The 23,504-nt window shown below is 66.3% G+C and carries 18 protein-coding genes and 1 tRNA gene; 3 read left to right on the forward strand and 16 right to left on the reverse strand.

The features are described 5' to 3' along the window. Positions 1-342: 342 nt before the first annotated feature. The 9 genes from Cs7R123_RS39390 to Cs7R123_RS39430 form a co-directional block, all read right to left on the reverse strand. The gene (locus Cs7R123_RS39390; protein WP_212834247.1) at positions 343-1,281 is read right to left on the reverse strand and encodes an LLM class flavin-dependent oxidoreductase; all 939 of its coding nucleotides are present in this window, start codon (positions 1,279-1,281) and stop codon (positions 343-345) included. Positions 1,282-2,354: 1,073 nt separating this feature from the next. Beyond that, positions 2,355-3,200, reverse strand: a complete 846-nt coding sequence (locus tag Cs7R123_RS39395) for a hypothetical protein (RefSeq protein WP_212834249.1) — start codon at positions 3,198-3,200, stop codon at positions 2,355-2,357. Between the two features lie 240 nt (positions 3,201-3,440). Next, on the reverse strand, positions 3,441-4,205 hold the full coding sequence (locus tag Cs7R123_RS39400) for a TatD family hydrolase (protein ID WP_212834251.1): 765 nt from the start codon (positions 4,203-4,205) through the stop codon (positions 3,441-3,443). Continuing rightward, the gene (locus tag Cs7R123_RS39405; RefSeq protein WP_212834253.1) at positions 4,189-5,457 is read right to left on the reverse strand and encodes a hypothetical protein; all 1,269 of its coding nucleotides are present in this window, start codon (positions 5,455-5,457) and stop codon (positions 4,189-4,191) included. The genes Cs7R123_RS39400 and Cs7R123_RS39405 overlap by 17 nt, the downstream gene beginning before the upstream one ends. Beyond that, on the reverse strand, positions 5,454-6,122 hold the full coding sequence (locus tag Cs7R123_RS39410; protein WP_212834255.1) for a hypothetical protein: 669 nt from the start codon (positions 6,120-6,122) through the stop codon (positions 5,454-5,456). The genes Cs7R123_RS39405 and Cs7R123_RS39410 overlap by 4 nt, the downstream gene beginning before the upstream one ends. 110 nt (positions 6,123-6,232) lie before the next feature. After that, positions 6,233-7,972: a P-loop NTPase fold protein gene (locus tag Cs7R123_RS39415; protein WP_212834257.1), complete on the reverse strand. Its 1,740-nt coding sequence runs from the start codon at positions 7,970-7,972 to the stop codon at positions 6,233-6,235. Between the two features lie 237 nt (positions 7,973-8,209). Further along, positions 8,210-9,148: a hypothetical protein gene (locus Cs7R123_RS39420; protein WP_212834259.1), complete on the reverse strand. Its 939-nt coding sequence runs from the start codon at positions 9,146-9,148 to the stop codon at positions 8,210-8,212. Between the two features lie 86 nt (positions 9,149-9,234). Beyond that, the gene (locus tag Cs7R123_RS39425; RefSeq protein ID WP_212834261.1) at positions 9,235-10,662 is read right to left on the reverse strand and encodes a hypothetical protein; all 1,428 of its coding nucleotides are present in this window, start codon (positions 10,660-10,662) and stop codon (positions 9,235-9,237) included. 826 nt (positions 10,663-11,488) lie between these two features. Further along, complete coding sequence (locus Cs7R123_RS39430) at positions 11,489-12,091, reverse strand: helix-turn-helix domain-containing protein (RefSeq protein WP_280517354.1); 603 nt, start codon at positions 12,089-12,091, stop codon at positions 11,489-11,491. A 54-nt stretch (positions 12,092-12,145) separates the two neighbouring features. Here Cs7R123_RS39430 and Cs7R123_RS39435 point away from each other — a divergent pair, with 54 nt between their 5' ends. Next, positions 12,146-12,379, forward strand: coding sequence for a helix-turn-helix domain-containing protein (locus Cs7R123_RS39435; protein ID WP_212834265.1), 234 nt, complete (start codon positions 12,146-12,148; stop codon positions 12,377-12,379). 81 nt (positions 12,380-12,460) lie between these two features. Then, on the forward strand, positions 12,461-13,984 hold the full coding sequence (locus Cs7R123_RS39440; RefSeq protein ID WP_212834267.1) for a tyrosine-type recombinase/integrase: 1,524 nt from the start codon (positions 12,461-12,463) through the stop codon (positions 13,982-13,984). 311 nt (positions 13,985-14,295) lie between these two features. Here Cs7R123_RS39440 and Cs7R123_RS39445 read toward each other — a convergent pair. Together Cs7R123_RS39445 and Cs7R123_RS40610 are read right to left on the reverse strand one after the other, a co-directional pair. After that, positions 14,296-14,370 (reverse strand) — tRNA-Lys (locus tag Cs7R123_RS39445). Then, a complete protein-coding gene (locus tag Cs7R123_RS40610; RefSeq protein WP_244872432.1) occupies positions 14,361-14,720 on the reverse strand; it encodes a hypothetical protein in 360 nt (119 codons plus the stop codon). Before Cs7R123_RS40610 ends, Cs7R123_RS39445 begins: the two co-directional genes overlap by 10 nt. Before the next feature lie 1,003 nt (positions 14,721-15,723). Here Cs7R123_RS40610 and Cs7R123_RS39455 point away from each other — a divergent pair. Next, the gene (locus tag Cs7R123_RS39455; RefSeq protein ID WP_212834269.1) at positions 15,724-18,570 is read left to right on the forward strand and encodes an AfsR/SARP family transcriptional regulator; all 2,847 of its coding nucleotides are present in this window, start codon (positions 15,724-15,726) and stop codon (positions 18,568-18,570) included. A gap of 59 nt (positions 18,571-18,629) precedes the next feature. On the opposite strand, the gene Cs7R123_RS39460 is transcribed toward Cs7R123_RS39455, so the two are convergent. The 5 genes from Cs7R123_RS39460 to Cs7R123_RS39480 all read right to left on the reverse strand — a co-directional run bounded on the left by Cs7R123_RS39460 (position 18,630) and on the right by Cs7R123_RS39480 (position 23,495). Continuing rightward, on the reverse strand, positions 18,630-18,785 hold the full coding sequence (locus Cs7R123_RS39460) for a hypothetical protein (RefSeq protein ID WP_212834271.1): 156 nt from the start codon (positions 18,783-18,785) through the stop codon (positions 18,630-18,632). Between the two features lie 175 nt (positions 18,786-18,960). Further along, the gene (locus Cs7R123_RS39465) at positions 18,961-19,344 is read right to left on the reverse strand and encodes a hypothetical protein (protein ID WP_212834273.1); all 384 of its coding nucleotides are present in this window, start codon (positions 19,342-19,344) and stop codon (positions 18,961-18,963) included. A gap of 134 nt (positions 19,345-19,478) precedes the next feature. Further along, complete coding sequence (locus Cs7R123_RS39470) at positions 19,479-20,081, reverse strand: response regulator transcription factor (RefSeq protein ID WP_212834274.1); 603 nt, start codon at positions 20,079-20,081, stop codon at positions 19,479-19,481. A 211-nt stretch (positions 20,082-20,292) separates the two neighbouring features. Further along, on the reverse strand, positions 20,293-22,434 hold the full coding sequence (locus Cs7R123_RS39475) for a hypothetical protein (RefSeq protein ID WP_212834275.1): 2,142 nt from the start codon (positions 22,432-22,434) through the stop codon (positions 20,293-20,295). Continuing rightward, the gene (locus tag Cs7R123_RS39480; RefSeq protein ID WP_212834276.1) at positions 22,398-23,495 is read right to left on the reverse strand and encodes an adenylate/guanylate cyclase domain-containing protein; all 1,098 of its coding nucleotides are present in this window, start codon (positions 23,493-23,495) and stop codon (positions 22,398-22,400) included. The genes Cs7R123_RS39475 and Cs7R123_RS39480 overlap by 37 nt, the downstream gene beginning before the upstream one ends. Between the last annotated feature and the right edge of the window lie 9 nt (positions 23,496-23,504).

Here is a 23,504-nt window from a genome sequence, read left to right on the forward strand (position 1 = left end):
AACGCGCCGAGCGGATTAGGCCCGGCTGCGCCAGCTCGGGCAGCACCGTTCGCGGCTGGTGACCGAGCTGACCGCCTGTCGGCAGCAGATCGCCGACCTGCTGTCGTGCTGCCGGCCAGCGGCGCTGTCATGCGCGGCCGAGCCGCTGGAGTGCACGTCGTGGCTGGCGTGCCTGGCCGCGGCGGTCGACGGCGGCGACCCGGCGGTACTGGCCGATGACCGGCATGCGTTCGCCGCCGCGGCCCGCCGCCACCTGTCAGGGTGGGGCGCCAGCCGACTGAGGTCAGGATCGCCGACCGGGTATGCCGAACCACGGGTCAGCGCCCAGCGGTCGATGTTCGGTCATCGGTCCTCGTCCCTGATCGTGGCGCGGACCGCCGAGAGGGACACGTCTTGCCGGAGCCCGGGCAGCACCTCGCGCGCGATCCGCTCCAGGATCCGCTGGTCCCCGGCGTACGGTGGATCGGTGCGCGGGAACGGAACTACCAGATCGGTGATCCCCAGCTCGCGGCACCAGGCCACCGTCTCCTGGAAGGACTCCACCGATGCCAGCGGCGGGTTGACGCGATCGCTGTTCAACAGCAGTGTGCGCAGGGTTCCCGGATCCCGTCCTTCTTCAGCACAGATCGCCCACAGCTGACGCAGTTGAGCAGCTATCACTGCTGGCCGAACACCCGGCGCTAGGAGTCCCGGGCTGGGGGATGAGCCATTGGTGACCCAGATGTCGGCGTGCCGTGCAGTCACGCGCATTCCCGCGGGTCCTCCAGCCGCGACGGCGATCGGCAGTGCGCGTCCCGGTCCACAGGCGGGGTCCATGCGGGCCTCCACCGCCTGGTAGTGCTCTCCGGCGAAATTGACGACCGGGCGGCTCAAGCACTCGTCGGCAAGCCGGACGAACTCCGAGAATCGCGCGGATCGCTCGGCTGGGGATGGCTCGGCGGCCCCCAGCACTCGAGCGTCGGCACCCCCCGCCCCGGCGCCGATGCCGAGAGTGAACCGCCCACCGGAAAGATCCCGTAGAGCCAGGGCCTCCTTGGCCAAAGGCACCGGATGCCGGAAGTTCGGCGTGGATACCATCGTCCCGATCCCGATTCGCTCGGTCGACACCGCTGCAGCTGCCAACGTCGGCATTGCCGCGTACCAGCGGTCGTCGATCAGGTCACGCCAGGCGATGTGATCATAGGTCCAGGCGTGATCCAGGCCCCACTCGTCGGCACGTTGCCAGTCCCGACGCGCCGTGCGCCATTCCGCGGCCGGCAGGATCACCACTCCTACACGCATTCCGAGCCCCCCTTACCAGAACTGTCATCAAGCGGCAGCCCAGCCAGGAACTGGTCGAGGTCTAGGTGGCGGGCTGCGGTGAGGTTTGCAGCCGTGTTCACCGTGGTTTCGTCTCGCTCTCGACCAGGCTTCGGGAGCTTCGCAGCCCGCGTCATTCCAATGCAGACGCCAAAGTGGACACTATCAGAACATCGACGATTCCATGATCGTTATGTGAGTGCGGTCGTGAAAGGACGGTCACGCAACCCCAAAGGCAGGATGACTCCCGCGTCTCGGCAAAGTCGGGACGGTTGGTGATCGGGGTAGCGATGAACGCCAGGATCTGCCGCCACCAGGTGTGCACCCTTCCCACCCGTCTTGTGTACGCCATGGCGCTCGCGGTGCAGGCAGCTGTCTGGCTCACGGTCCTGCTGAGCCGGGTCCCATGATCGTGGGCCTGGCGCTGGCAGTGCTCGGTGCTCGGTGCTACTTCGACCGCGCTAAGCGTCGTGGGCAGCATCGTTCGCCAGATGCTGACCCCGGCAGACCTCCTCGGGCGCGTCAGCGCGGTCAGCCGACTCTTGGGCTTGGGTGCCGCCGCACTGGGTGCTCTAGCCGGTGGTGCGATTGCCCACGTCGGCGGGTTGTCCGCCCCGTCCGTCGCCGCGGCAGGCATACTGCTCGCCTGCGCTGCCGCATTCCTGCGTCGTGAGTCTCCGGCCTGCCGGAAGTGGGGGTGTACGGCCGCCGTCTCGCCAACTCGATCGCACGGTCTAGGTGGCGAGCCTGGAGACGGGGACTTCCGGTACCCTGACGCGGGAGGGCTGCTAGCTCAATGGCAGAGCTGTGGACTTTTAATGCGCAGCATAGGGCTCCCATTTGAGTAGCTCAGCCTCGTTAGGCGTTGCTCAGAATTGCGCAAATAACATCACCAGGTCAACGCGACCGTGACTCGCCATTGAGCCTCTGAGCTGGTCCAATGCCTCACCGTTGATCGCTATTCCGCATGAGTAAGCAGGCTTTGGAGCAGCAACGGAGCAGCACGGATCGAATTTGCGCAGCCTCCCGGGTTGCCGATGAGGAGAAGTTGGCTCTCAGTCCCACTCGCGGCCGAGGAGCGCAAACGCCATCGCGATCAGTGCTTGCCCGTCGCGGCGGTTGAAGTCGATCTTTTCTGTGACTTCGTCGCCATGTGGTGCGGCGTTGAGCACGCCGAGGACAGCGTGAAAGGCTGCCGCCCAGCGCTGGGACTTGTCGCGCTGCTGAGCGGGAACGTCCTTGAAGCTCTTCTCCGTCGGGATGGATTCGATCTCGCGGAAGCGGTCGACGGCTCGGCGGAGTGCCACTGCGGCGTCCTGGTCCCGGTTATCCCGGTAGGCAACTTCCGCGTCCCGCAGGAACCCGACCACGGACGCCATGCCACCGTGGCCGTTGCCTACGGCGGGTACTGCCACGGTGAAGTGCGCCATCCGCTCTACGCCAGCGAGTTGCCTTAGCCATGCCGCCCGGTCCACCCGGGCTGGGTAGGGCTGGGGGTTGAACATCGGATAGGTCTTGCCCTGGTACACGAGGGTGGCGTTGACGCGCAGTTCGAGCGTGAAGTCGTCACCTCTGCGCATATCCTCGATCTGCCAAAGCTGATTATCTGATATCGGCAGCACGATGTGCCCAGTGTTGTCGATGTTCAACGGGCGCAACAGCAGAGGCTCCGCGTGGGTCCAATTGCAGAGCCACCGGCGCGGACGCGTCCCGCCGCTGACGACGACGGCCTCACCCGAAAGAAAGAGGAAGCCGCCTGTCAGCTCGTGCTGCCTGACGGTCGCAGTTAGATGCAGCCCATGGCTCGCCGCCCCTGGATGAAGCTGCGGATCGCGGAAGCCGACCAATACCTGATGGTCAACTTTCTCGACGTCGAACTTGAGACCGATGTTCATGCTCACAAGCAGTAATCCTTGCACCCGGGAATGGAGCGGGGCATCTCGGTTTCCTGGGCGGCCCCGCCGAAGGGTCTGGCACATACCGGTCGCTGACGTGGACGCGGGACCGGAGAGGCGCAGGGCACCACATTTGAGGGCGCCCTCGCCTCTGCCGGCGTAGAGGTCGCCGAACTCGCGGCTGCGCGCCACAGGATGGACTTGCCGCTCCGTCAAGTTGCCACCAACGATGCGGTACACCCAGCTTTAGGGCACGATATCCATCGTTCGCTGCAGCGCCGACGGGAGGCGTTCCAGCGCCTTCGACCGCTGCGCAAGATCCGCTAGGTTGCGGTACCACATTAACCGGACCTCGCTTTGCGGAACCCCGATGAGGCTCATCAACCGAGTCTCCAGATAGTCAATGTCGCCTGGGATCTTTGCCTTTATGGATCTCCGGCTACTTGGAAAGTCCGTCTCGGGCAGCATCCTGTTAGCCGGAATAAGCTTGAGCTGATCATCGGTCATTGCAGCATTAACCGAGAAGAAGCAGCCGGTCTCCGTGGCCCGATCGACCTCGGACGGGGCACCGGTGAACCAGTGCAAGATCACGCCTGGATGCGGAGTCTGTTCTAACAGCTCCACCAGCTCCGCGGTACGTCCTGTGCTGTGCAGCGAAAGCATCACCGGCTTTCCGCGGCAAGCCTCAAGGATTGTTGCGAGAGCGGTTTGCTGTGGTCCGAGTGGTGCTGAGCGGTCGAGTCCTACTTCGCCTATGAGCACGTGCTGTTGAACGGCGGCTCGTATTCCCTCTGCGGTCACGAGAGCGGGTGAGGTCTTTAGGCCGGGATGCGCACCGTAGCCCCAGACTATGGTTTCATCCGCACGCCGAACGGCCACGCGGGCCTCGGCAGGACTGCGGGTCATCGCGAAGATAAAAGCGCCTCCGAGTCCGGCGACCTGGGGCCTCGTGACGTCGGGTGCTATGTGGGCGTGGCAGTCCAGACGGGGTAGGTCAGGGACGTGGGACACTGCGAAGCTCCTTCAGGCCGCGGTTGCAGATGTCGATGACGGCGTCGAAGTCGGTGCCGACCGGCCACATGCCTGAAGCGAGAACGCGGTACTCGTCGAAGCCCGCTTCAACGGCGTAGCACCAGGCGGCGATGTCATGGCGGCGGTAGTCGAGGAACCGCTGTCGTGACTGCTCGGGTAGTACATCCATGAGGTAGGTCGTCTGGTCCTCGCGCCCGCCGCCGACGAAGGCGCCTCGTCTTACCAGGCAGGCGACGCAGAGTCCGCAGTTGAGGTTGGCGTTGCCGCCCTTGAGGCGCCCGGCGTTCGGCTTTGCGCAGGACAGGGTCGCGGCGGCGAGGGTGGCATCGTCTGGGTCGTGTGGCCGCAGTGCAGCAGCTACAAGCTCGCCCTTCGTCATGTGCCCATACGGGTTTGTGACCGCGATGTGAGCGAGGCGGAGTTCGCTCAGAAGCTGCTTGAACTGGTGGAAAGTCCATGGGTGGGTCGACCGTGTGGTGAGCGGCCCGCCGCGGGAAGGCTCAAGCGGTGGATTGATGCTGGTAAACCCATTCTCCGGCATAGTGACCCGCTGGGCCTCGCGGCCCGTAGCGGCGGCTACGCCGAGTGCCATGAACAGCAATGACCGGGTCCGCGGGGTCGCTTCCTTGATCTTCAGCAGTGGTCGAAGGGCGAGGCGCTGGTACTCCGCCGTGGGCCTGCGCTGCTGGATCGCCTGCCGGACAGCGGACTGGGCGCGCCGTACGGCGTTCGACGGGTCGCGATGACCCAGGTAGAGCACTCCCTCGGGCTCGCCCAGTTGTAGCAGCGCTCCGCACAGTGAATCCAGACCCCCCGACAGCAGGCTTACCGCCTCCACCGCGGTGCCAGGTGCGGCCAGCCGGTCCTTTAGCTTCTTCGCCGAGACAACCTGCAGGCGCCAGGTATCCCCAGTAAGCCAGTGCAGAAGGTCAACGGCGGTGTCGAGCGCTGGCTGCGTCCATTTACTGGAGTCTTCGAGGTGCACGATGATGCTCAGATCCCGGCAGAGCAGTTGGCCGGATCTGCGGGTGACTCGGTCGGCCACATACGCGGCTGTGACCACCCGCAACAGATCCCGTGCGGTGACAGGGACGTTGCCAAGCTCGGCCATGTCCCACCCGAAGTCGGCCTGCATGGTCACGGTCGACCCAGCGGCGAGGGGCCACTCAACGAGCGTCGCAGACTCAACCACGCCCGAGGCGCCCCCAGGCACCAGCTCAATAGCGTTCATGCGCTGCCCCTGATGCCTAGGACCCGGAATGTCTTGGATGCGAGCTTACTGGCGAATTCGATGAAGCCCTGAACCGTCAACTTGGCTTTTTCGGTTACACGGCCTGCGGCGATGTGGGCGTGGAGGTACTTCCGTGCGTCTTCTTCGATCTGTTTAGCCCGCTGTGGCGTGACGGTGTTCTCACGGCGCTGGGAAGTCAGCTCCACAAGTACCTGCTCGTAGGCGAGGTTCTCGATGAAGAGTTCTACCCGGTCTTCAAGGCTTATATCCTCCTTGGCCTTCAGGACCTCAGCCATCGTGCGCATGGTGGCCGCGCGAAGCGCCACCTCATCTGGATGGCTTGGTGCTCCGAGTACGGCATCGGCGATGTAAGCGCACTGGGCACGCGCACTCGGCAGGGAGCGCAGATGATCAAGGTCGAGACCGAGCTCCTGCAACGTCGCAGCGTCACCGCCTCGCAGCGCCTGAGCGCCGGCAATCGCCGCAGCTCCCCGCCCGACCTGCCTGCTGACGTTGCGGGCACCGCCCCCTCCCGTCCGAGAGCTGGAGGAACCTCCGCCGCCGGATCCCGCCCGACCGGGCAGGAGCGAGCCAATCGGGCCAGGTGATCCCTGCGCCGATCCCGCCGACAGCGCCTTCAGCAAGGTGTCGACGAACTTCTCCACCTGCGAGGGTCTGGGCGGTGACGGAGAGTCGACCATGTCACCGTACGAGTCGTGCACCGCCTCCCATGAGTTCGCGCCGCTGCCGCCGTAAGCCCCTGATGTCCCCATCGTCAGAAGCGCCCTTCGAGGAGTTCCTCGCTGGCCGCTCTCGCTACGCGCTCATCGATGCCCGGTGTCTCAGCCAGCGCAGTCAGCACGTCGCGGAGCTTCGCCAGGAACACAACGTGGTGAGTCTGAATCGCTCGCAGCACAGCTGGCGCGGTCAGTGCCTGCGCGGCAGCTTGAGCGTGGCGCTGTTCACCCTCGATAATCAGCTGAAGCGAGTTGATGATGAACCCGGCGTCGTCGGTGCGAGACAGCGCGTCGCAGAGTCCCTGAACAACAGTGTCCTGATCTGCGGCCGGCAAGCCCAGAACTCGCTGTACGGCCGCCTTGCGCGTCGACTCCGACGGATCGCACAGCAGCTCGATAAGTTCGAGCTGAACCGCACTGACCGCGCCGCCGAACCGGACGTCGCTCTTGAGTGTCGAGGCGACACTGAGATAGCGATCAACCGCATCTGCCTGGTCCCTCAGCGAGGGAGCGTGAGCAGCCCACGCCTTGGTGTCCCCGACACCCTCTGGCGCGGTAGCACCCTTCTTGCCCTGAGCCCAGTCCTCCCATGCGCCGACGAGCAGCTTGCGCTCAGCCTTACCCTTGCCAGCAAGAGTCTGAAACGCCTCCGAGTACCGAAGCTCGAGAAGGTACAGCTTCACCAGGACATCCAGCCGCAGCTCTGCGCCAGCGAGGGTAGCCAGGTGCTCGCGCACCGCCATCGCATTCAAGAACCGCTTGATCGCGCGCGGGCTGCTCCACACGTCGGCCGCCAGGCCGGAAGCGATGCTGCGGGCAAGCGACAGTTGTTCGACGGTGGGCTCACTCTTCGACTCGTCGACAACAACGTAGGGCGCCTTGCCCGCCCTGCGGCGTACCCCAGAGGCAGCGATGATCTCCTTGTAGCGCTTACCGGTTATCGAGCCGGAATTACACAGGAGCAGTGCGATGTATGCCTCGGCCTGCTCAAGGGACAGCTGCGGCAGCGTGACCGGGATCTGCACGATCTTCTCGGTGTAAAGCTTCGCGAACCCTCCACGTGCCGACCCGCGCAACTCCAGTTCGACGCCATCCTTGATCAGGTCCTGATCAGCGGCGATCACGAAAGCCATCTTCTTCACTGACAGGAACAGCTTGATCGACTCCATGGTAGCCATGATCGTCGGGGGCAGACACCGGTCCAGGTCATCAACCAGCACGACCACCCGAGTAAGGCCATCGATAGCCTTCATGAGCTGCTCAAACTGTTGCCTGAAGCCCGCCATCCCTTGCATGACCTCATCGGCGTCGCTCGTCTTCTCCTTCGGCGTCAGGGCATCGACGAGGCCGTTTAGGTCAAGTGACACGCTTACGGCGCTACTGACGAGAGCCTTGGCTACACGCCCCCAGGCAATTCGCTTACGGAGATCGTTCAGTTTGCCGCCGAGTTCCGCGGCCTTGTCCTTGAGTGACTTCTGCCCGTTCACATAAGTCTGAAGGCAGTCGAGCACCTGCGCGATGAGAGTACCGCGCATGTCCTCAGCGTTTTGAAACTCCCACGGATCGATGCGTACCACGAGGATGTTCCCGTGTTTTGAAAGCTCCTTGTCGATGAGATTCAAGGCGGTTGACTTCCCGCCACCCCAGGCACTGTGGATTCCTACCGTCACCGGGTCGAGACCACCCGACGACACGATTCTGGCTACGACCCCTGCGACTGCGTCGAAGCCTAGGAGGTCTTCCAACGCCGGGTTGTCATCGTAGAGGGATGCGCTCATGACAACAGCAGAAGTCAATGGGGTGCTCACCTTCGGGGCGTGTGGAGGTAGCCAGGGATGTTACGACCCCAGGTGGCGGCCTAGCGGACGCTCCTGAAGTCAACGCGACGGTAGCCCGACGGGCCGACAGTTGGCGCACCACGATCTTGGCGGCCGCGGTTCAGGTACGGGCCATACGTTGCGTCGTTGCGGAGGGAAGCAGCCTCGGGCAGCCGGTAGTGCTGCCGCTACGGCGCATCAGCCACCCCATCGGCGTCGGCGGGGAACTTCCCGCACGGGGATTTCGGACAGGTCGAGCGGCCGGTCGACGACGGGTCGGGATTTCTCCGGGGTTATCCGGTCTTGTTCGTGCTCGTCGCTGAAATGTATGGCCCTGGTCTTGTCCCCGGCGCGTTCGAGCGCGGCGATGAGTTCGGTCACCAGCAGGTCGAGTCGGCGGGCCTCGGCTTCGGCGGCGATCAGGCGTTCCTGGAAGGTCACCGCCCGGTGCCCGCACCACTGGCGGAGCAGTTCGTGCCGCGGTCGGTGGTGGCTCAGGTACCAGTGGTACTCCCACTGGGGCGATGTCGTCTCAGGCTCGCCGGTCAGGTAGTTCCTGCGTTCGGAGCCGTGCTTGCACTTGTGGCGTAGTTCGGTCTCCTGCTCGACGACCCAGTTCAGCACCGGCATCGGGGTGTGCCGACACGCTGCCTCGGCAATCGCGAGCGTTCCGGTGCGCGAGAGCATGATCGCGCCGTCATGTTCGAACCACGGCCCAGCGGCCAGAATCTCTTTGGTCTTGAGCCCGATGAGGCTGGCGAGGCCTTCGAGGTCCCGGATCCCGGTGGCGTCGCGCACCGATGACCACTCCAGTTCCGCGATGTCAGCAGGCACCAGAAGCTCGAACACCATACCGACGCAGCTCTGCTCGACCTCGTCAAGGACGCAGTCGTCGATACGCTGCCAGTTGGCCATCAGCGCGTCGTACGCCTCGACGCCCTCCCACCGGACCCGCAAGCGGCTGCCGGGAACGGTTTCGCTCTTGCGCTGCGGGTCGTCCGAGAAGGCGACCTCGACCCGGACGCTCTGCTTGCCGGGCGTTACCGAAACTATGCGTACACGCTCGGACGGCGCGTTGTCGCGCGCCCGGTAAGCCCACTCGTCTCCGACGACGTACTGCGAGGGATCAACCCGCATGGCAGCCCATCTCCACCAGTAGATGTTTCGTCGCCCGCACGATACCGCGCCGAGCGGCGCTCACTTTCTTCTCGCGGTGGCGATACCTACTGCCGCCACCACTGCTTCTTGCCGGCGAGGCCGGGATGCCAGGGGTTCTGGTACGACTCTCGCGGATCATTAGGAAGGTTGCCGGATCGGTACTCTTTGTCCGGGCGGTGCGGGCTCCACCCTTCAAGGAACGCGCGCAGGTCGTCAGGACCCGGGTCGACGTCGAAGCGCACGCCTGCCAACGACGACGGTTCGACAGTGGGGTCGATACGTTCCGCTTCGGCATTGCCCCAGGCGATCCACTTCACAAGGTCGCCAGCGCCTGTGCCGCTGTCGGCGAGTTGCTGCAGTTCCGTGCAGAACCGCCGGAGTTCCTGCGCCCGGGTCCACGCGTCGAACGCTGATCTGAAGGTGTCCTGCCGGATCTTGGCTACCGCCTTACGGCGGGCGGAGACGATGGCCGTCTCCCAGCGGCGGCGCTTGTCGTCCTCCTGCCGCTGCCACTTCTCCATCTGCTGCTCGTTCTCGCGCCGCTGCTCCTCGCGCCGCTTGCGATCCTCGGCGTCAGCGGTCTCGATGTCGTCGAGCAGCTGGCGAACACGGGCCCGGAATGTCTGGGGCCGCAGCCCAGTCCACTCTTCGCGCTTGTCGTACGAGCGCTGCATGAGGATGCGAATGCGCCCTGAGGGCACCGAGTCGAACTCGGGGATCTTGTTGATCGAGGGGTTGCGCCTGTTGTCCCGGATCTCCTCGGCCGTGGGCTGATGGGGGACCTTGTCGTACTCCTCGCTGATGTGCAGCGGACGGGTGATGCCGTGCATGGTGAGCATCAGCCGCGGATTGCGGCCCTTGGTGTTCAACTCGACCTCGTGGCCGGCCCGGCGTGCCTCGTCGACCAGGCACAGCGCCAAGGTGACGGCGTCTTCGCGCGCCGGTTCCGTTACCAGGCACCAGCCGGTCTGGCTTCTCAGCGCGGCGGCGATCTGCTCCGGATGACGTATCTGGTGGCGGGCGTTGAGCCGGATCCGGTTCCAAGCGGTGTCATCGGACTGGGCTGTGTCGGCCAGGCGGATGACGATGTCACCGTGGTCGCGACCGGTGTGCTGCAGCTGGTATCCGTCGGGCACGAGACTGTTGCTCTGGGCGGCGTGGATGGCCCGGCGAAAAGTGCGGCGGCTGGCCGCGTCGGGGGCCTCGATACGCAGGATCCGGTCCGGCGCCTCCTGCAGGCGACGGATTAGATCGCCTGCCTCCTTGAGCGGGTTTCCCTTCAACTCGGGATCCTTGCCTACTGGCCGGTTCGGATAGCCGCCGTGTTGCAGGTAGTGCCGTCCGGCATCCGTGATCACCGCCGACCAACCGCCGCCCTTGCGGCTGACGGTCACCAGGCGCCGGCTGGCCAACGCGCGACCCGTCAAACGCTGCCCGGCGAGCTCAGCGGCGCTGAGATCGTTGCCATCGCCAACCAGCCGCAAGACCGTCAACTGCCGCTCATTAAGTGGGGTCCACCGATCCATAGCTCACTCTGTCTCCACCTTTGGCAGCCGTGCAAGCACGCGCACGAGCGAACCAATCGACCGCATCGCGTTGCCACCATCTACGACGACATGCCTGAGCTGGCCGTCACCCGCGTGGCTGCGCGGCACTCCCCACGTGCGTCGCGCCAGGTCCGCGACCGTTCGAAGCCCGGATGCGTGATGAGAAACGCGGTGGCCCGCCTGGTCCTCCCCAGGCGGGCTGCCTCCCATGTCACCTGCTCTTCTGCTCCCACCGTTCCGCCACGTCGTCACACGCCTTGGTGGCCTGAACCCCGGCGCCCACCTCGACAGCAGATCCCTGAGCGGCACCGTGGTCGCCGCTAACGCGCGCTGCTCACAGTCAAGGCCACCGCGAACCGGATCCGGGGCCGGGGCGGCCACTATGACACTCGGGTCACCCCGCGTATGCGAGAGCAGGACCTGGCCGGACACCGACGTCAGCAGGCCCAAGTCATCCGCCTACGCAGGAACAGCCGCCAATTTGCGGCAGAATCCGGCCGAGTTGCGGGTCACCCGCACGTGCCGGACCAGTCTATTTCTGCAAGTTTGAAGTGCTTTGATCCTGTTCATCCGGAATACCCTGAAAGTAGCCGTAGAGGCGAGAAGCATATTCACGCTGTGGAGATCACCATGGAACTCAAGGCACGGATGACATGCCCTGGATGGACATAGCGGTTGCTGACAACTTGAACTGGCCCGGTATTCCCGCAGCTGAGTACTGGCAACAGGGCCGCCAACCCGGCGACTTCCACGTCCATCTTGACCACTCTGATCACGTGTGCCCGGTAACATCCGGCAACATCGGGGCAGGAAACAGGCCAGCAGTCAGCGACGCTGCCGCGCTTAGGGCGGAAGTAAGGATATCGGCGTCTTCGGCGTCCGTGCCCCGCGCCGCCAGCACGGTGACGTGCCCAGCGAGCAAGGCAGTCCGTACACGCAGTCGGTCGGACAGCGACGCATCCGGGCGGAGCATAAGCTGCGTCGCCCGTTCGAACCGCTGCGTCGCACCTTCACGGCCGGTCGACAGCGCGGTACGCAGCACGGTCTGGTTCGCCGCCGCGAACCTGATGACGGGCAGCGCCTGCCCTGCGGTTAGCGCGAGCCATCCGCCCAGCAGGTCGGACGAGCGCTGCGCCGACGGCGGCTGCCCGGCGGCGGCGTCGAGAAGCTCGTCGAGGGCGCGCAGGAGTCCGTCAAACAGACTGGTGACGATCGCGTCCTTGCTCTCGAAGTGGTAGTACAGCGCAGCCTTGGTGATGCCCAGTTGCTCGGCGATCTCACGCATCGCCGTGGCGTCGTAGCCGCGCCGCTTCGATCGGCTGCCACTCCGCCGACGGCACTCTGCTGGCCTACGGGGCCCGACCGCACCTGCCACCCCTGCTGCGCTGGCTCGCTGAACTCACCCCATCACCCCCACCGGAGCACACCCATGCCCTCACCTGACCAGTGGACCGAAGACGCGATCCGCGCCCTCGGGACCTTCACCACCCTGCAAACCGCCGCCCGAATCTTCGGCATCTCCCAGGCCACCGCCTACCGCCTCGCCCGCGACAACGAGTTCCCTGTCGCGGCGATCAAAGTCGGCGGCGGCTGGCGCGTTCCCGTCGCCGCGATCCTCGCCGCCGCCCACCTGCCCACCGGCGACGCCACCACCGCGACTTGATCAATCCGCTGAGTCGAGCCCTGATCAACACCGCCCGCGGATCCGAAATCCGCAGCCCGCCCGACAGAAAGCGCAACAGTCATGACCGCTGAAGGAACCATCAACAAGTGGTGCACCTGCAAGGACACCAACGGCAAACGACTCAATGCCCGGTGCCCCGGACTGCGCCGCTCCGACGGCAAATGGCACACCACCCACGGCACCTGGATCTACCAGCTCGAACTCCCACGGACCCGCGACAACAAGCGCCGCCAGCTGCGCCGAAGCCCCGCCGCGAGCAACAGCCGCGACGCCGCAGTCGCCGAACGCGACCACGCCAAGAACCTGCTCATGCTGGCCGGCGACGACACACTGCTCGCCGACGAGATCGCCACCATGCTGCAGGCCGTGCCCAGTGGCACCCCGCTGCCCGACCGCGACACCGTCGCCCGCAGGGTCCGCGCGGGCATACCAGCCAACGTCAGCATCACCGTCGCCGACTACCTCACCCGCTGGATCACCGAGCGGGTCATGGACGACAACACCCGCAGCGGCTACGACGGCCACATCCGCAACTACCTGATCCCCCACCTCGGCAAGATCCGCCTCGACCGACTCAACGTCACCCACCTCGACGAGATGTACGCGAAGATCGTCGCCCGCAACGTCGAGATCGACGCCGCCCGCACCAGCCCCGACCGGCTGGTCCGGGCGAGCGTCAAAGGCAAGAAGCCGATCGGCGCGGCCACCATGACCCGCATCCGCGCCACCCTGCGCAAGGCCCTCAACGACGCGATCCGCAAGTACCGCTACATCGAGTTCAACCCCGCCCGCCACGTCGAGCTACCCACCGCCGAACAAGCCAAAGCCCGCCTCTGGACCGACGCCCGCGTCCGCGAATGGCGCAAGACCGGCATCGTCCCCTACCCCGTCATGGTCTGGACCCCCGACCAGGCCGCCGCCTACCTCGACTACACCGAGGAACACGACCCCGAGCTCTACCCGCTCTACGCGTTCGTCCTACGACGCGGCCCACGCCGGGGCGAGGCCGTCGGCATCAGCAGACCGCAGATCGACCTCGACGAAGCCAGCGCGACCATCACCCACCAGATCGCCACGCACAAGTACAGGCCGATCTACAAACCGGTCAAAACTCGCACCGGTGACCGCGTACTCGCCCTCGACTCCGACACTATCGACGACTTCCAGACGTACAACATCCTGCGCGCCCACTGGGAAGAGACCGCAGGGCCGGCCTGGCCGCGCACGGTCCCGGTCACCACCCCCGTCGACGGCGGCGGCTACAAGACCATCTACGTGGACCTCTACTTCCGCCAGCCCGACGGCAGCGCCTGGCACCCCGACACCGTCTCCGAACGCTTCGAACGCAACGTCCGCAAGGCGGACCTACCACCCGTGGGCATCCACGACGGCCGACACGGCGCCGCTACCTACGCCAAGGCCGGGGGTGCGAAGATGGAGGACATCAAGGAGCAGCTTGGCCACTCCACCATCGCCATCACCGCCGACATCTACACCTCGCTGCTCCGCGAACTCGAGCGGGCTACCGCCGAGAACACCGCCAACGTCCTCAAGCGCAGACGCCGCGTTAAGCAGAACGTGTAGCCATCACCCAGGCGTGCCGACCGTTCGGATCCCGCCGCCGAACCGTCGGCACGACGACTCCTTCGTCCACACCCTGTGGATAATCTGTGGAACATATGTTCGTTTGGCCAGGTGGCGGTGGCTGGATGCTTCCGAAGGACCGTTCGCACCTCGACGCCACCGATCTTGTGGCGTCGAGGTGCGGCTGGCAAATTGCCAGACTTCTTCGGAATAGCCCGAATCGCTGGAGGAGCAGTTGGAGCAGCATCGGAGTAGCAAGGGCCGTTTTATTCACGCCAAGCTATGAATAAAACGCGTTTCCGCAGGTAAAGTGGTGGGCCGCCGGGGACTCGAACCCCGAACCTATGGATTAAAAGTCCACAGCTCTGCCATTGAGCTAGCAGCCCGCGCCCACCCAGGCTACCGGACAGCACCCAAAGGCCGACACCAGGTTCAGCGGACGGCCCGCCGCGTCCACCCCGGCCGTGCGGGCACCCTTGTTACTCCGCACCCGGTCCCACGCCACCAGAAGGAACGCGGGATCGGCGACGAGATTGAACAGATCGTCGAACCTGCGATGAGGATCATCACGGGCCCACTGGTGCAGCTTGGTCTGGATCTTCAGTACCCAGATCTCGGCCGCATCAGGGCCGACTCCAGTTCGTCGGTGTTCACCGGCGCACTCCTGACATTCCAACCCCCGCACTGCCGACTTGCTGGCCCCCTTCGTCTTGCGGCCGGCTCTCCCGACCTCCACGGCGGGTCGTCACGCCCGCGACTACTACGGGGCCTCCGTCCCACCCGGCGCCATCAGCAGACGACGCGCCTGCCCGTTCCCGCGCTGGCCGCGCGGGACGACGGCGACACCGAGCGGTTCCCACGTTCACCACATGCCGATCGACGGGGTCGGCGTCCAGCTTTGCCCCTGCGGCATCGCCACGATTACGCCGTGGGCCTTCACCGTGGCCTCCCACCCAGGAACCGGTAATCCCGATGAGGAGTTCCCGACCGGCCACGCCGGACGGTGCGCACCGCATCCCAGCCCACATCCGCCAGGTTCGAGCTGGTGGGTCGTTGAAGAGGCTTTACACACCGGTTTCTCACGTACGCCTTTCCGTCTCCGCTTGCCGGACCCGTACCGTCTGGCAGTACCAGCACGTCCCGGCTTTGTCGGGGCTGCTTGCCGCCCTCCCCGGCGTCTCCCGGATCAGGCTGCCCCCAGCGTTCACCCGGTTGCCACGACAGCCGGGCGGTGGAGTCCTTTCACCTCCACACGGTCATGCAGCGCCTCGTGGCGCACTCCAGAGTCCACCCACGCTCTGGTCACGGTCGGGGTGTTCTTGAGGACTTCGTCGAGCAGCCATGACGCACATGGCGTTGTCGGAGGCCGAGATCAACCGTCGGGCGTTCGCTTTCCAACGCTTATACATGGCAGTGCTCGCCTTCGGCGGGATCTATGCGCACCAACTCCTCGGGCCCGCCCGCCAGCCCGAGCCCGATGCGGGGGCTCCATCTCACGCACCTGAGCCTCCCTCGAAGACCATCACGGCCCGATCTTCCCGCTTGGCGGCCACGAGGGCGTACTACGGTCCGCGCGCAAGAGGCGAGTGGTCCGCCGGCTTAATTATGATGTTCGTGTGCCGACTGGAGGTCCAGGTCGGACCATCGCGATCGGATGCTTAAGTCCGCCAATGCTTCTTGCACGTGGCTACCGCCACGGTGATACGTTATGCCGCAAGCGCGCGGCAGGGGGACACGCGGTGGAAATCCGAGTTCTTGGACCAGTCGAGGCATGGCAGGATGGCCTGCCGATCTCGTTCGCGAGGCGGCAGCAACGATTGCTGCTGGGCATTCTCGCGCTGGAGGCGAACCACCTCATCCTCAGTGACCGCTTGATCGATCTGCTGTGGGACGACTCGCCGCCCTCAAACGCCCGCGCGGTGGTGCAGAGCCGCATATCGGAACTGAGAAACATCCTTTCCCTGACTCGGCGCGGGGATGTCGGCTGCGAGCTGGCAACTCATGGCAGCGGCTACATCCTTCGCATATCTCCCCAGTCGGTCGACGCCCACCAATTCCGAGCGATGGCGACCGATTGGCGCCGCGGTGGATCAACGGAGGACGCCCGGCTCGCACTGCGGGGAGCCCTCGATCTTTGGCGCGGACCTGCGCTGGGCGGATGGTTGGCCGGGGACTCCTACAACGCGCTCTGCCGCGGCCTGGAGTCTGCACGACTGACCGCGACCGAGGATCTCTTTAAGATCGAACTGCAGCTTGGGCGGCATTACCAGGTCGTGGACGAACTTATGGAGGCGGCCTCGGCGAACCTGGCGCGCGAGCGGCTGGTCGGCCTGGCAATGCTGGCGCTGCACCGAGCCAGCCGCAGTGCAGACGCGTTGCGCATCTATGACACCTGCCGCCGCTGGCTCAGCGACGAACTGGGCGCGGATCCGGGCAACGACCTGCAGGAGTTGCACGTCGCCATCCTGCATGGCACCCAGGCGCTTGACCATGTGCCATCCGAAACGCCTGCGGTCCAGGTCAGCCGGCCCACGATCCAGGAGGCGGCGGCTGCGACCTCCGCCGACTTCACCGTCGGCGTGCCACGCCTGCTGCCGCCGACCATCGGGGACTTCGTCGGGCGGGCTTACGAGATCGCGGTCATTCGCGAGGTTCTTACCGCCGGGACGACCGGCAACGTGGCGGTGGTGGCCGTCTCCGGCCCGGGTGGGGTGGGTAAGACGGCACTGTCCGTTCGCGCCGCCCAGAGCCTACGGGAGGAGTTCCCCGACGGGCAGTTGTACGCCGATCTGCACGGTGTCGACGAAACCCAGGCGCTGGGGACCTCCGACGTAATCGGCAGGTTCCTGCGGGCGCTGGGGGTGGACGGGCTGTCCGTCCCGACCACCCTGGAAGAGCGGGCGAAACTGTACCGGGACCTGCTGGCCGACCGCCGGGTGCTGGTGGTTCTGGACAACGCGCGCAGCGACGACCAGGTCTTGCCGCTGATCCCGGGCACCCCGTCCTGCGGTGTCCTGGTCAACGGCCGTGCCCGGCTGGGAGCGACCCTCGGGGCCCGGATGCTGAGCCTGGAGGTGCTCGAGGTGGACCAGGCGACCAGCTTGCTGGAGCGCATCGCGGGGCAGCCACGGGTGCAGGCGGAGCCGGAGGCGGCGGGGGATCTCGCGCGGCACTGCGGCTACCTGCCGCTCGCCCTGCGCGTGGTCGGGGCTAAGCTCGCCGCCAAGCCGCACTGGAACATCGAGAAGCTGGTCCGCCTGATGTCGGACGAACGGGGCAGGCTCGACCACTTCGCGCACGGCCACCTCGACGTCCGAGCCAGTATCGCACTGAGCTTCACCGGGCTATCGGCACACGCGCGACAGCTGATGCGCCGACTCGGTGACTTCGACCTGCCCGACGTCACGGTCTGGGCCTGCGCCGCGCTCATGGGGCTGTCCGTCAACGCGGCCGAGGACGTGCTGGAGGAGCTATTCGATGCTCAGCTGATCGAGGCGCGGCAGTACGACATCGCGGGCTTTCCACGCTACCGCCTGCATGACCTGGTCCGGCTGTTCGCGAAGGGCAACGTCGGCGCTGCGGAGTCCGACGCGGAGCTTGTGGCCGCTCGGGCGCGGCTGTTCGGTGCCTGCCTCCTGCTCGCGGACACCGCATATCGGGCCATCTATGGTGGCGCATATCAGAATATCTGGGGCACCACTTCTCGCTGGGACGTCGACGACGAGATCCTGAACGCCGTCGCCGCGCAACCGCTGGCCTGGTTCGAGCACGAACGACACGTCGTGGTGGCCGCGATGCGGCGCGCGGCCCGCGACGGCGAAGGCGCGGCGTGCTGGGAGTTGGCGTGCACGACATCGCTGCTGTTCCAGATGCTGCGCTACTTCGACGAGTGGCAGAGCGTGCTCGACGTCGCGCTGGCCGCGGCGCAGGCCGCAGGCGATGTGCGCGGGCAGGCCGCGATCCTGCACCGTCTGGGTGGGGTCTGCACCGACCGTGGCGAACACGACCGCGCGTGGCAGCTCTACCGGCAGGCGGCGGACATGTTCGAACAGATCGCCGACCGCTACGGCCTGGCCAACGCGACGGCGCTGGTAGCCATGATCGACCGCTTCCGCGGGGACCGGGCGACTGCGCTGGACCGCTACGGTCAGGCGCTGCCGGTGCTGCGTGAGGCCGGGGACCACGGCGGTGTGGCCTGGGTCCTGCGTAACATCGGCCAGACCCATCTCGACCTAGGGTCGGACGACGCGGCGGAGGAGTGCTTCCAGCAGGCGCTCGTCATCTACCAGAACACGGGTTCGCGGCAGGGTTACGCCCAGGTGCTGTTCTGGCAGAGCATGCTGCGGCTGCGGCAGAGCCGCATCGAGGAGGCGGAGGCGGGCTTCCAGCAGGCACTGGCCACCTGCCGGGCACTCGGAGACCGGCCGGGTGAGGCACAGAGCTTGAGGGGCCTGGGAATCTGCCATCAGCAGCGGGGGGACATCGAGCGGGCCCGCGCGACCCTGTCGGAGGCGCTGCGGCTGGTCCGCCAACCACGGCCCACTCTACTGGAGGGGTTCATTCGCCGCACTCTCGCTGAATTGTGACGCAAGGTCACGCCGACTGCCCATTCGGCAGCCGGCGTGACCTTTTACAGCAGCGTGAATCAGCAGCCGCACCAGTTGTAGTCACTGTTGTTGGGGCCGCCGTCGGCGACGGCGGACTGGCTCGCGGAAGCACTGGTCGAAACAACCAGGCCAGCAATTCCGCTGACGGCAAGAACGCTTGCCGTGAGCAGCGCGATCAGGCGACGCTTAAACATAAAGCCTCCATGACGTAGAGAGCTGGCAGATCGATCGGCTGTGGACTATACCCCAGCCGCGCAAATTCGGGAACGTATTTCTCTGCTGCTGCGATTGTTGCGAAGCAGCCTTTTCGGAGTATCGCGGTATATCGGCGTACGGCACCGCACCGGCCCTATTGACACCGCAGTGATATCAGCCCTTGCGGACCCGGATCCAGGTTCCGGCAGCATCCTTGTACTCGTAGCCGTAGCTCATCCACGCGGGCGTGTCGCACATGGCTGCACTGGTCGAGCCGACGTTGTACGTGCTCGTACCGAAGTCCCAATACGTACCCAACGGGAAGTTGTTGCAGTGGATATACGCGCGCACCGCCCGGTGGCACCCGTTGTAGGTCACGGTGATGGTGTTCTTGGCCCACTCAGGCAGTGGCAGGGTTTGCTGAGTCACCTGGGCATTTGCGCTGACCTCGTCCACGCACAGCGGCCCGATGTCGCCTGCGGCAGCGGGCATCGGCGCGGTCAGCACCGTGAGCAGGGCGGCGGCGACGGTGGAGGCCGCGATGTTCCGCAGTTTCACAGGTACTCCATTCAGGGTGGGGGAAATGGCTGCAGGACGACGGTGGCCTGCGGTGCGGGGCGGGGCCGCGATGTCGTCGCGGCTCGCTTCCCCGATCCGGGCACGCGGGCCCGGTGGAAGCGCCGAACCGTCGATCAGGCGCGGCGGCCGCGCGGACCGGCCACCATGGCGCGGGTCAACTCCGCCTTGTTGGCCACGTTCAGCTTGGCCCGAGCACGCTTGACATAGGTGTCGACGGTGCTCTGGCTGATGCCGAGTCGCCGGGCTATCTGGCCGTGCGTCAGCCCGTCGGCGATGGCCGAAAGCACCGCGTGCTCCCTCGTCGACAGCCCCAGAGTGGGGCTCGGCGGCTGCGAGGCCTCAAGCCTGCCTCGGGCCATGACCGTTCGGACCGCCTCCGCAAACCGTCCCAGCTCGCTCGCCTTGTCCAGGTGGCCGACAGCACCGGCAGCCAGGCATGTCTGGATCTGCGGGCCGAAGCCGGCCGAGGAGGTCACGACCGCCCGGGCATACGACGACATGAGATCGACCAATGCAGTGAAGGGCAAACCGCCGACCAGGTCGGCATCGACCAGCAGCACATCGAGCGTGCTCGCGTCAAGCTGCTGAAGTGTGGTCGCGGCCACGATGACCGTGATGTCCTCAGCCTGTTCCAGTGCGAACCGGATGCCCTGCAGGGTGACCGGTTGCTCGTCGACGATGCCGACGCGGATCATCCCGCGTGCCTGCTCTGCCATCACTTTCACTCCCCCGAGTTGTCGATACCACGCCGACGGTCCCGATCGGTCGATCCCGTCACGGAGCAACCGGCGCGAGACTCCGGCGTCGTGGTGCTGTCCACCGGAGCTTCCGGGACACAGCATGGTGGGCGGCGGTCACCAAATCCTTCCCAAACGCTTCCCCTCCCAGCGCAGGCAAGGTGAGACCGAATCTTCCGGCACCGCCGGGTCAGCCTCGGGCCATCACGCCCTCGGCAGAGGGATCGGCCGCAGCCGCGAACCACCTCGCGGTGCGTACGTCTCCGATCTCGGCGAGTGCGGCCGCGGCCTCGGCGAACCCGCGCGGATCATCGGCCATCGACGTCACTGCCAGCCGTAGCCGAAGCGCCAGGGTGACCATCCCGCGGTCCTGGAACTCGTCGGCGAGCGCCGCCAGAGCCCGGGTGTCGGAGCGGGCGATCGCCAGCGCGACGTCGACGGGACGGTCCGGCCGGGCCGATCCGCCCTGAGCCACCTTCTCGATCATCGGCAGTGGAGAACGCAGACCACGCTCGTTGCGCAGCGCCAGCAGCGGCGCGCTGAGCGGAGCCGCGGGCAGCGGCCGGCCCGCCGGATCGGGTGCGGCCGTGCCTAGCGCCAGGATCTCCTCGAGTTCCTCGGTCACGTGGCCCACGTCCGTCATACAGGATCGGATCACATCGGCCAGCGTTAGGATCTGCGCGTCGTCACCACCTGCCACGGCGATCCACAGCAGGCTGAAGTAGCCGTCGATGCAGTACGAGGGGTCCTGCCGCAGGCTGGTGATGTTCTGCAAAGCCGCGTCCAGCCACGGCCGGAGCGCGAGCGCGCGCTGCCAAAGACCGGCCTGGTACGCGACCGAGAGGCCGGCCGCGATTGCCAGCCCCAGGGTGCCGATCGGCTGCGTCGGCGGTCTGGTGGCGATCTCCTGCTCGATCAGAGTGATGGCCTGGCTCGGCTGGCGGGCCGCCCAGTGTGCGGTCACCGCCATCGAGATGACGTCGGCACGCTCGGTCGGGCCGAGCCCGGCCAGCCGCAGCCGCCGCTGTGCAATCTCCAGCGCATCGCCGAACCGTCCGAGGCGTGCCGCGACGACCTGGCAGCCGTCGAGCGACGCGTTCAGATGCTCGGTGTCGCCGTCGGCCGCGAAGTGGTCCGCTGCCCTCGACGCCAGTTCGAGGATCTGCGACAGCTCGGCCGGTGACCCATGCCGATCGTCGGCCGAGGGTTCTGGCAGTTGGAAGCAGCGCAACACGTTGACGTGGTGACGTTCCGCCTCGTCGGTCGTGGTCGTGGCCAGCTCGAACGCCCGGTCCATCAACACGGCCAGCTCGCTCGCGGGGAAGGCCAACCTGCCGAGCTGCCCGCCACGGGTCAGCACCGCGATGAGCTTGCGCAGTGCGCGCAGCTCGGTGCCGGCCGGTGCCGCGGCTACCGTGTCGCCCGCGACGAGTACGAGCAGCTGCCGGTAGGCGTTGACGGCCCCGGGCGACCAGCCCAGCACGTCGCCGAGCAGCTCCAACAGCGTGGCGCGACGCCCCAGGTCGGGCTCGAGGCTGAGCACGGTACGCACCAGGTCCGCCGCGTCCGACAGGCGCCCCTGATGCCAGGCGCGGCGGGTCGCCAGCATGAACGACGACATGACCATGTCCGCTGATACTTGCAACGGTCGGGGTACCAGCATCTGGTTGGTGAGCACAATCGCCTCGGACAGGTGCGCGGCCACCTCGTCGAAGATCACGTCAGCGGGATTGTGCTGCCACAGACTCTCGGCGATGCGCACGTGCCGTTGCGTCCGTTCGGTCCGCGCCATCGCGCTGTACACGACTGTCTGCACCAGGGAGTGGGCGAAGGCCGGGGCGCCCTCGGCCACAGGCCGGAGCACGCCGTCGTCGACCAGTGCCGCCGCGCAGCGGAGCAACTCGTCTTCGGCCATCGCGGGCAGCGCCGAGGCGAGCACCTGCGGGGCGGCCCACCGGCCGAGGACCGCCATGATCCGCAGTAGTTCTCGCTGGGGCGCGGGCAGCAGGTCGAACTTCTCCAGCAGCACCGAGTGGACCGTGTCAGGCACTGCCTCGGCACCCGTCGTGCCGAGCCGCGCCCGCTTCAGCATCTCCAGCAGGAAGAACGGGTTTCCGCCGCACTGGCGCACTATGTCGGTGGCGAGCTCGGCGTCGATCGGCCCCCGCTCGGTGACGATCTCGTGACACTCGGACGCGGACAGCGGGCCGAGCCGGTAGACGGCTACGGGGGTGGACTTGAGCCCGTCGGCGCCCAGCCGGTCGAGAAGTTCGCTTCGGCCGATGAGCACGAGCGTCAGCCGCGTAGAGGCCTCAGCGCGGTCGGCGAGCATGAGGAAGAGTTGCAGCAGGCTGTCGGACGCCCACTGCAGATCGTCGACGATGAGCAGTCGAGGACGGCGGCGGCAGAGGCATCCAGAAGTGCGAGCCACGCTTGGGCCAGCGCGAACGGCTCTATCGGGGCGGGATGTTCCAGTCGGCCCGTGCTCGTCATGATGATCGAGGCCAGCAACCGCGCGTGGGCCGTGGGGTGACCGTGTGCTTCGAGCAGGACCGCGATCGAGTCGACGGTGGGCGTGTCGGCCAGCGTCTGCTCGAGCACGTCCGCCAGCACGGCCGTCGCCGTCCGACCGTACGGCATGAAGCAGACGGTGGTGACCTCACCTGACGCGACCACCTCCGGCAACCGGCACACCTGCTCCAACAGGCTCGACTTGCCGATCCCGGCAGCCCCCACCAGCAGCGGAGTCTGCTGGTTCACGCCGGTCCGAGCCGCGGTTACCAGACTTCCGAAATGGGCCAACTCGGAAATCCGCCCCACGAAGCACGCCGGTTGGCCGGGCCTGGCCGCCTGGGCTCCCTTCAGCGAATAGACGCGCAGCCCGTCCTGTTTGCCCTTCGCCGCCACGACACGCTGCTCGCTGAAGCAGAACCGCGACATGGCCGCAGCCATCGCGCGTTCGCTGACCACGATCTCGTCGGGTGCCGCGTGCTGCTGCAGCCGGGCGGCGGTGTTCATGGCGTCACCAGAGGCGATGAACATGTCACCGACGCCCTCGGTTGTCACCACGTCGCCTAGGTGCACGCCGACGCGGATACGGAACTCCGCGGGCAGGGCGCGGTCGGCCTCGACGGCGTCGCGCATCGCGATCGCCGCGAGCAGCGCTCGTTCGATGTCGTCGGCTCTTGCCTTCGGTATGCCGAACACGGCCATCACGGCATCGCCGACGAACTTCTCCAGTTTTCCGCCGAAATCGTCGATGACGGTCTGGGCATGCGCGAAATATCGTCCCATCAGCGCTCGGACGTCCTCCGGGTCGAGCCGTTCCGCGAGAGCGGTCGAGCCCACCACGTCGGCGAACATCACCGCGACAAGCCGCCGCTCCTCAGCCATTCCACTGCC

This window comes from Catellatospora sp. TT07R-123 (genome assembly GCF_018327705.1).
GTDB lineage: Bacteria > Actinomycetota > Actinomycetes > Mycobacteriales > Micromonosporaceae > Catellatospora.

What these genes read in the sequence shown, in the direction of transcription:
- Cs7R123_RS39420 (WP_212834259.1), bottom strand. Translation starts at nt 9,148, where the DNA reads ATGCGGGTTGATCCCTCGCAGTACGTCGTCGGAGACGAGTGGGCTTAC.
- Cs7R123_RS39405 (WP_212834253.1), bottom strand. Translation starts at nt 5,457, where the DNA reads ATGAACGCTATTGAGCTGGTGCCTGGGGGCGCCTCGGGCGTGGTTGAG.
- Cs7R123_RS39470 (WP_212834274.1), bottom strand. Translation starts at nt 20,081, where the DNA reads ATGGCAGAGCAGGCACGCGGGATGATCCGCGTCGGCATCGTCGACGAG.
- Cs7R123_RS39480 (WP_212834276.1), bottom strand. Translation starts at nt 23,495, where the DNA reads ATGGCTGAGGAGCGGCGGCTTGTCGCGGTGATGTTCGCCGACGTGGTG.
- Cs7R123_RS39435 (WP_212834265.1), top strand. Translation starts at nt 12,146, where the DNA reads ATGCCCTCACCTGACCAGTGGACCGAAGACGCGATCCGCGCCCTCGGG.
- Cs7R123_RS39390 (WP_212834247.1), bottom strand. Translation starts at nt 1,281, where the DNA reads ATGCGTGTAGGAGTGGTGATCCTGCCGGCCGCGGAATGGCGCACGGCG.
- Cs7R123_RS39415 (WP_212834257.1), bottom strand. Translation starts at nt 7,972, where the DNA reads ATGAGCGCATCCCTCTACGATGACAACCCGGCGTTGGAAGACCTCCTA.
- Cs7R123_RS39460 (WP_212834271.1), bottom strand. Translation starts at nt 18,785, where the DNA reads ATGTTTAAGCGTCGCCTGATCGCGCTGCTCACGGCAAGCGTTCTTGCC.
- Cs7R123_RS39475 (WP_212834275.1), bottom strand. Translation starts at nt 22,434, where the DNA reads ATGCTCGCCGACCGCGCTGAGGCCTCTACGCGGCTGACGCTCGTGCTC.
- Cs7R123_RS39440 (WP_212834267.1), top strand. Translation starts at nt 12,461, where the DNA reads ATGACCGCTGAAGGAACCATCAACAAGTGGTGCACCTGCAAGGACACC.